Source organism: Pedobacter sp. (genome assembly GCF_045627485.1).
Classification (GTDB): Bacteria; Bacteroidota; Bacteroidia; order Sphingobacteriales; family Sphingobacteriaceae; genus Pedobacter.
In genome coordinates this window covers 1-7,163 of record NZ_JAZQNU010000206.1, presented here as the reverse complement: position 1 = coordinate 7,163, position 7,163 = coordinate 1, and the positions used below count along the sequence as shown (strand labels likewise).

Annotated in this window: 9 protein-coding genes; 7 read left to right on the top strand and 2 right to left on the bottom strand. The window is 39.7% G+C overall.

The genetic code is table 11. From position 1 onward, the window contains the following. Nucleotides 1-368: 368 nt before the first annotated feature. A complete protein-coding gene (locus ACR2F3_RS16160; protein WP_432711020.1) occupies nt 369-554 on the bottom strand; it encodes a CsbD family protein in 186 nt (61 codons plus the stop codon). Nucleotides 555-621: 67 nt separating this feature from the next. Then, a complete protein-coding gene (acs, locus tag ACR2F3_RS16155) occupies nt 622-2,520 on the bottom strand; it encodes an acetate--CoA ligase (protein ID WP_432711019.1) in 1,899 nt (632 codons plus the stop codon). A gap of 246 nt (nt 2,521-2,766) precedes the next feature. On the opposite strand from acs, the gene rpmB reads away from it, so the two are divergent. The 7 genes from rpmB to ACR2F3_RS16120 form a co-directional block, all read left to right on the top strand. Continuing rightward, nucleotides 2,767-3,000: a 50S ribosomal protein L28 gene (rpmB, locus tag ACR2F3_RS16150; RefSeq protein ID WP_432711018.1), complete on the top strand. Its 234-nt coding sequence runs from the start codon at nt 2,767-2,769 to the stop codon at nt 2,998-3,000. A gap of 40 nt (nt 3,001-3,040) precedes the next feature. Beyond that, nucleotides 3,041-3,223 carry a 50S ribosomal protein L33 gene (rpmG, locus tag ACR2F3_RS16145; RefSeq protein WP_015809322.1) on the top strand — a complete coding sequence of 61 codons (183 nt, stop codon included), beginning with the start codon at nt 3,041-3,043 and terminating at the stop codon, nt 3,221-3,223. Between the two features lie 36 nt (nt 3,224-3,259). Next, nucleotides 3,260-3,427: a DUF4295 domain-containing protein gene (locus ACR2F3_RS16140; protein WP_432711017.1), complete on the top strand. Its 168-nt coding sequence runs from the start codon at nt 3,260-3,262 to the stop codon at nt 3,425-3,427. Between the two features lie 72 nt (nt 3,428-3,499). Continuing rightward, the gene (gene ftsY, locus ACR2F3_RS16135; protein ID WP_432711016.1) at nt 3,500-4,462 is read left to right on the top strand and encodes a signal recognition particle-docking protein FtsY; all 963 of its coding nucleotides are present in this window, start codon (nt 3,500-3,502) and stop codon (nt 4,460-4,462) included. Nucleotides 4,463-4,480: 18 nt separating this feature from the next. After that, nucleotides 4,481-5,815: a 30S ribosomal protein S12 methylthiotransferase RimO gene (rimO, locus tag ACR2F3_RS16130; RefSeq protein ID WP_432711015.1), complete on the top strand. Its 1,335-nt coding sequence runs from the start codon at nt 4,481-4,483 to the stop codon at nt 5,813-5,815. A 46-nt stretch (nt 5,816-5,861) separates the two neighbouring features. Then, nucleotides 5,862-7,067 (top strand): bacillithiol biosynthesis cysteine-adding enzyme BshC, encoded by a 1,206-nt coding sequence (gene bshC, locus ACR2F3_RS16125; RefSeq protein WP_432711014.1) that lies wholly within the window; start codon nt 5,862-5,864, stop codon nt 7,065-7,067. Further along, the coding region (locus ACR2F3_RS16120; RefSeq protein WP_432711021.1) for a hypothetical protein at nt 7,033-7,163 on the top strand (131 nt) is incomplete at its 3' end. The genes bshC and ACR2F3_RS16120, both read left to right, overlap by 35 nt.

Sequence of the window (7,163 nt, the reverse complement as noted above, 5' to 3'; positions counted from 1 at the left end):
AAAAATTTGGTGCCGTTAAAACATTGACACTGGAGCAGATCTTCGGTTATTAACAATAGGTTTTGCCTTTGTTTTATTTAAAATAACACAGGTAAAACATTATTTTACCAGAGATTAAGCGCTAGAATATTAGATTTTAGTCTGTAAAACACCTAATGTTAGGCATAGAAATTTTAGCAATTAAGTACTAAAATTTCTATGCCTATTCTATAAATAAAAAAAGGTCTGGAATAAATTCCGGACCTTTTCATCTTCAGTGGTTAATCTTGTTCATTAGGATCAGTATTGTTATTATGCACCTTAAAACATCTGACTAAAAACAACAATCAACATTCTTTATGGTAGCCTTTGCAGGTTTACATGTCATTTTAAAGTGATTTCAACCAGTCTACTACTTCTTCTCTGGTTTTGCCGGTTTTTTGTTGAATTTTACCGTACAATTCATCATCTTTTCCCTCTTCATATTTCAAATCATCATCAGTAAAGTCTCCATAAGCTTGCTTAACTTTACCTTTTAGCTCGTTCCATTGGCCTTTTAATTCTAACTTATCCATGATGTGCTCTTTTAATTAATAACTCTATTGATTGCTATAAGAACAACTGAACAGACAAATTGTTTGATTAAAGTTTTTTTGCACTGCCAATAATCTCTTCTACCACGCCTGGGTCCAGCAGCGTACTGATGTCGCCTAAATTAGAAACATCACCTTCAGCAATCTTCCTTAAAATGCGTCGCATAATTTTTCCAGACCGTGTTTTAGGCAATCCTGATACAAATAAAATCTTATCTGGCTTGGCAATGGCACCAATTACACGGGTTACCGTTTGTAAAATATCTTTACGGGTAAGGTCATCATCACCATGTGTATTTGGGTACATGACAAAGGCAAAGATCCCTTGTCCTTTTACATCATGTGGATAGCCTACCACAGCACCTTCTACTACCCCGGCATGCATATTAATGGCATTTTCAACTTCTGCAGTGCCAATTCTATGTCCTGATACGTTGATGACATCATCTACCCTGCCGGTAATTTTATAATAGCCATCTTCATCACGCGTGCAGCCATCACCTGTAAAATACAGATTCTCATAGGTGGAGAAATAAGTGAGTTTGCAGCGCTCATGGTCTTTATACAAAGTGCGCAACATACCCGGCCATGGAAATTTAATACACAGGTTACCACTAACCCCATTGCCTTCAATTTCTTTGCCCTGCTCATCTACCAGCACGGGCTGTACACCCGGCAAAGGTAAAGTGGCATAACTTGGCTTGGTTGGCGTAACGAACGCAATAGGCGAAATCATGATACCCCCAGTTTCAGTCTGCCACCAGGTATCTACAATAGGGCTCTGCCCTTTACCAATTTTCTCATCGAACCAATGCCATGCTTCCTCGTTAATAGGCTCTCCAACGGAACCTAATACCCTCAGCGAGCTCAGGTCCGCTCCTTGTAAGGGTTCTTCACCAAAGCTCATTAATGAACGGATGGCTGTTGGCGCAGTGTATAAAATGTTGACTTTATGTTTATCCACCACTTCCCATAAACGTGATGCTGTTGGGTAAGTTGGGATACCTTCAAACATCAGTGTGGTAGCACCTTGAGAAAGGGGACCATAGACAATATAAGAGTGACCAGTGATCCAGCCAATATCGGCAGTACAGAAAAATACCTCATCGGGCTGGTAATTAAAGACATTTGAAAAAGTGTAACCAGCGTAAACCATATAACCACCCACAGTATGCGCCACACCTTTAGGTTTACCTGTTGAACCTGAGGTATAAAGGATAAAAAGCAAGTCTTCGGCATCCATTTCTTCGGCCGGGCAGTGCGTATCTACCAGCTTCAGTTCATCTTCAAACCAAAGGTCGCGCCCTTTTAACATGGATACCGGTGTGCGGGTATGGGTTAGTACGATAACTTTATCTACTGTAGGGCAGCCAATCAAAGCATCATCAATTACTTCTTTTAACTGTATTTGTTTGTTGCCACGGAAAGACCCGTCGGCAGTGATCACCAGTTTACATTCTGCATCATTAATTCGATCGGCAATGGACTTGGCAGAAAAACCACCAAAAACCACCGAGTGTACGGCACCAATACGTGCACAAGCTAATACGGCAATAGCCAGCTCGGGCACCATAGGCATATAAATACAGATGCGGTCACCTTTTTGCACATTGTTCTTTTTAAGCACATTAGCAAAACGACACACCTGTTCGTGTAAAATTTTATAGGTAAGGGTAACGCTAGGCTTTTCAGGATCATTGGACTCCCAGATAATTGCGGGTTTATCGCCATTTTTTTCCAGGTGGCGATCCAGGCAATTTTCAGTGATGTTTAATTTACCTCCCTCAAACCATTTAATATTAGGCTCCTTAAAATTCCAGGACAAAACTTTGTCCCATTTTTTTCTCCATTGAAAGGTATCGGCAATGCCGGCCCAGAATTCTTCTGGTTGATCAACGCTTAACTGGTAATTCTTTTGATAGTCTTCTTTGGTACTTAATTGTATCATGTGGTTCAATAATTCAGTTTATAAAACTCAAATATAGCTTTTATAAAAAGTTATTATAAAGTTTATAGCGCTTTTTCACTCTAGATGATTAGCTTTGCAGCGAAGCAAAAGAGGCTTTTGTGCGGAGGGGAAAACATTATTTTTAAAAATATTTAGCGCCGGCTTGTTGGTTACGAATATTATTAAGATATTTGCACACTCTTAAAAAATTAAGCGACTAATAATTAACAACATATATTTAAAGGCATGTCTAGAGTTTGTGATTTAACCGGTAAAAAAGCAATGTCGGGTTTCAATGTTTCTCACTCAAACGTTAAAACTAAACGTAAGTTTTACCCGAACTTACAACTTCAGAAATTTTTTATTCCTGAAGAAGATCGTTGGATAACGCTGAAAGTTTCTACTTCAGCTATCAAAACCATCAATAAAATTGGTATTAATGAAGCAATCAACCGCTTCGTGAAAAAAGGATTTTTGTAAAACCAAAAGCCGGTATTAACCGACTAACAATTATAATAAAATGGCAAAGAAAGGTAACAGAGTACAAGTTATTCTAGAGTGTACAGAGCATAAAACTAGTGGCATGCCTGGTATGTCTAGATATATCTCTACTAAAAACCGTAAAAACACTACTGAGAGATTAGAATTGAAGAAATTTAATCCAGTATTGAGAAAAGTAACTGTACACAAAGAAATTAAGTAATACGTTTAGTATTTCAAAATACAATCTATTTAGATCATGGCAAAAAAAGTAGTTGCAACCCTTAAAACGGGAAATGGAAAAGAGTATTCAAAAGTTATCACAATGACTAAATCACCTAAAACAGGTGCTTACTCTTTCAAAGAAATCATTGTTCATAACGAGCACGTTAAAGATGCTATTGCTGCACCTCAACAAGGTAAGTAATCTCAATATTCTATAATATTAGAGCCGTCCCTTAACTATGGGAGGGCTTTTTTTGTTTGCTAAACATTCCATATGGGTTTATTTGATTTTTTTAAGAAAAAGGAGACCGCTCCTGAGGCACAAGAGGCCTTAGACAGGGGATTAGAGAAAACTAAGAATGGTTTCTTAAGTAAGATTACGAAAGCTGTTGCTGGTAAATCAACGGTAGACGATGATGTTCTCGACAACCTGGAAGAAGTGCTGGTAACCTCGGACGTAGGTGTTACAACGACCCTGAAAATTATTGACCGCATACAGAACCGTGTAGCGAGGGATAAGTATTTATCAACATCGGAACTGAATCGCCTGCTAAAGGAGGAAATTCAACTGCTTTTAGCAGAGAACAACAGTAACGACTTTCGCAAGTTTGAATACGGCGATCATAAGCCATACGTAATTATGGTAGTTGGCGTTAATGGTGTAGGTAAAACAACTACCATTGGTAAACTTGCACATAAACTTAAAGCAGAGAACCTGAAGGTGGTGCTTGGCGCAGCCGATACTTTTCGTGCGGCAGCTGTAGAGCAGATAAAACTTTGGGGAGAACGTGTTGGTGTACGTGTAGTGGCACAAGCCATGGGTTCTGATCCGGCATCAGTGGCTTTCGACACCCTTCAATCGGCAGTTGCCAATAAAGAAGACGTGGTGATCATTGATACCGCAGGTAGATTACATAATAAAATAGGCTTGATGAACGAGCTTGGTAAAATTAAAAATGTGATGCAAAAGGTAATTCCGAATGCGCCACATGAAATTCTGTTGGTATTGGATGGCTCTACAGGCCAGAATGCTTTTGAACAGTGTAAACAATTTACCGAAGCAACCGACGTGAATGCTTTAGCCATTACCAAACTTGATGGTACGGCAAAAGGTGGTGTAGTGATTGGTATTTCAGACCAGTTTAAAATACCCGTTAAATATATTGGTGTAGGTGAAGGTGTGAACGACCTTCAGCTATTTGATAAAAAAGCTTTTGTAGACAGCTTGTTCAACTAAAATATTAAAATACAATTCATGAATACTAAAGTTACTTCCAAAATAATTCCCGTAAAAAAACCTAAGGTAAATGTAATTACCCTGGGATGCTCTAAAAACATCTATGATTCGGAGGTTTTAATGGGTCAGCTACGTGGAAACAGCATGGATGTTGTTCATGAGTCGGATACAATGGACAAAGATGATATTGTGGTAATCAACACCTGTGGCTTTATTGATAACGCCAAACAGGAATCTATTGATACCATTTTACAATATAGTGCCCTTAAAGACGAAGGTAAAGTAGCCAAGGTTATTGTGACCGGTTGTTTATCGGAACGTTACAAGCCTGAACTTGAATCTGAAATTACAAACGTTGATGCCTTTTTTGGTACCAACGATTTAAATAACATCCTGCACTCATTGGGTGCTAATTACAAACATGAGCTGATTGGTGAACGTTTGTTAACCACTCCTTCTCACTTTGCTTACTTTAAAATTGCTGAGGGTTGTAACCGTCCTTGCTCTTTTTGTGCCATTCCGCTAATGCGTGGTAAACATGTTTCCCGCGACATGAACGAACTGGTGAATGAAGCAAAGATTCTTGCCGCTAATGGCACCAAGGAACTGATTTTAATTGCTCAGGATTTAACTTACTACGGACTGGACATTTACGGTAAACGTAATTTAGATGAGTTGTTAAGAAGACTTTCTGATGTTCCTGGTATCGAGTGGATCAGGTTGCAGTACGCCTACCCTTCTGGGTTCCCGATGGAAATTCTGGATGCCATGAACGAAAGGGAAAACATTTGTAAATACCTGGATATGCCTTTACAGCATATTACCGACAACATGTTGAAATCCATGCGTCGTGGAATTACCAAACAAAAAACCATCGATATCGTAAACCAGATCAGGGATAAAGTTCCGGGAATCGCCATGCGTACCACTTTAATTTGTGGATACCCTGGAGAAACCGAGCAGGATTTTGAAGAGATGTTACGTTGGGTGGAAGACACCCGTTTCGACCGGTTAGGTTGTTTCACCTATTCCCATGAAGAGAAAACCCATGCACACCAACTAATTGACGATGTGCCGGAAGAAGTGAAACAGGCACGTGTTGATGCGATTATGGAACTACAGCAGGGAATTTCTTACGAAATTAACCAGGAGAAAATTGGTGAAACATACAAGGTGTTGGTTGACAGGAAAGAAGGCGACTTCTTCATTGGCCGTACGCAATATGACTCTCCCGAAGTTGATAACGAGGTTTTGATCGATGCCGCAACTGGTTATGCAGCAAATGGAAGTTTCGTGAATGTGAAAATTGACAGGGCTGAGGATTTCGACCTGTATGGTCAAATTGTAAAATAAAACAAGCGGACTATGAATGATGGCATAAAAAGTTAAATTCGTACCGATGCTTGCCAAATACATACCCTACAGAGAAACCCATTCCTTTTCCCCGATTGTATTAGATTACTTGGATGGAAAAGATGCGCTAGAGCCGTTTTATGCATATAAACCAGTACTGGCAGGCTTTAAAGAAGCAATTAACAATAGAAATTATACGGTTAACAGGCAACTGTTAACCGATATTATACATAAACAATACGCAGGCATCTCTAAGTCTGTTGCCCTTGATGAGCATATTCAACTGCTTAAAAACGAAAACACCTTTACGATTACTACAGGGCACCAATTGAATATCTTTACTGGTCCTTTATATTTTATTTATAAAATTGTAACTGCCATTAACCTGGCTAAAGAATTAAAGCAGGCTTATCCCGACTATAATTTTGTACCGGTTTACTGGATGGCTACTGAAGACCATGATTTCGAGGAGATCAACCACCTTAAAGTGGAAGATAAAATGCTGACCTGGCAAAAGCAGGCTGCCGGTGCCACCGGTCGTTTGTCAACAAAGGACATGGCCGAAGTATTACAGGCTTACCAGGGTTACCTGGGCATCACTGAGAACGGTAAAAAGTTAAGTGAACTGGCAGAAAAAGCATATGCTGGTCACCAAACCTTAAGCGCCGCTACCCGTGAACTTGTAAATGGCTTATTTGGCGAGCAGGGTCTGGTGTGTATTGATGCCGATGAACGGGAATTAAAAAGGGAGTTCGCGGCCATCACTTTCCAGGATATTACCGGACAGCACAGCTTTGAGCACATTAATGCAGCGAACGAAGCCTTAACCGACATGGGTTACAAACCTCAGGTAAACCCAAGGGAGATTAACTTCTTTTACATGACCGACCAGCTAAGGGAACGAATTGTAAACGATGGCGATGGCTTCCTGGTGAACAACACCGAAATACGTTTTACAAAAGAAAGTTTACAACACGAAATTAACAACTACCCCGAACGTTTTAGTCCGAATGTAGTGATGCGACCAATGTACCAGGAAGTGATTTTACCGAACCTTGCCTACATTGGTGGCGGTGCAGAATTAACTTACTGGCTGCAACTTAAAAGCAATTTCAATTTTTATAAAGTGTCATTTCCCGTAGTCATGCTACGAAACTCGGCCATGGTAATTGACGAGCAAAGTGCCCGTAAAATGCATATATGTAGTAGGAAATGGTATGGGAAAATTAGGAGTTGCAATTGGCAAAGCTAACCAAGTTCAATTGGCTATTGCTAAAGCTGAAACTCATGCTCGCAAACACATGATTACTTTCCCAATCGTTGGAGAAACCATTCCACACGAAATTAT

Bases quoted from the DNA above. Each gene is read 5' to 3' on its own strand.
- ACR2F3_RS16160 (WP_432711020.1), bottom strand. From the start codon at position 554: ATGGATAAGTTAGAATTAAAAGGCCAATGGAACGAGCTAAAAGGTAAA.
- acs (WP_432711019.1), bottom strand. From the start codon at position 2,520: ATGATACAATTAAGTACCAAAGAAGACTATCAAAAGAATTACCAGTTA.
- rpmB (WP_432711018.1), top strand. From the start codon at position 2,767: ATGTCTAGAGTTTGTGATTTAACCGGTAAAAAAGCAATGTCGGGTTTC.
- rpmG (WP_015809322.1), top strand. From the start codon at position 3,041: ATGGCAAAGAAAGGTAACAGAGTACAAGTTATTCTAGAGTGTACAGAG.
- ACR2F3_RS16140 (WP_432711017.1), top strand. From the start codon at position 3,260: ATGGCAAAAAAAGTAGTTGCAACCCTTAAAACGGGAAATGGAAAAGAG.
- ftsY (WP_432711016.1), top strand. From the start codon at position 3,500: ATGGGTTTATTTGATTTTTTTAAGAAAAAGGAGACCGCTCCTGAGGCA.
- rimO (WP_432711015.1), top strand. From the start codon at position 4,481: ATGAATACTAAAGTTACTTCCAAAATAATTCCCGTAAAAAAACCTAAG.
- bshC (WP_432711014.1), top strand. From the start codon at position 5,862: ATGCTTGCCAAATACATACCCTACAGAGAAACCCATTCCTTTTCCCCG.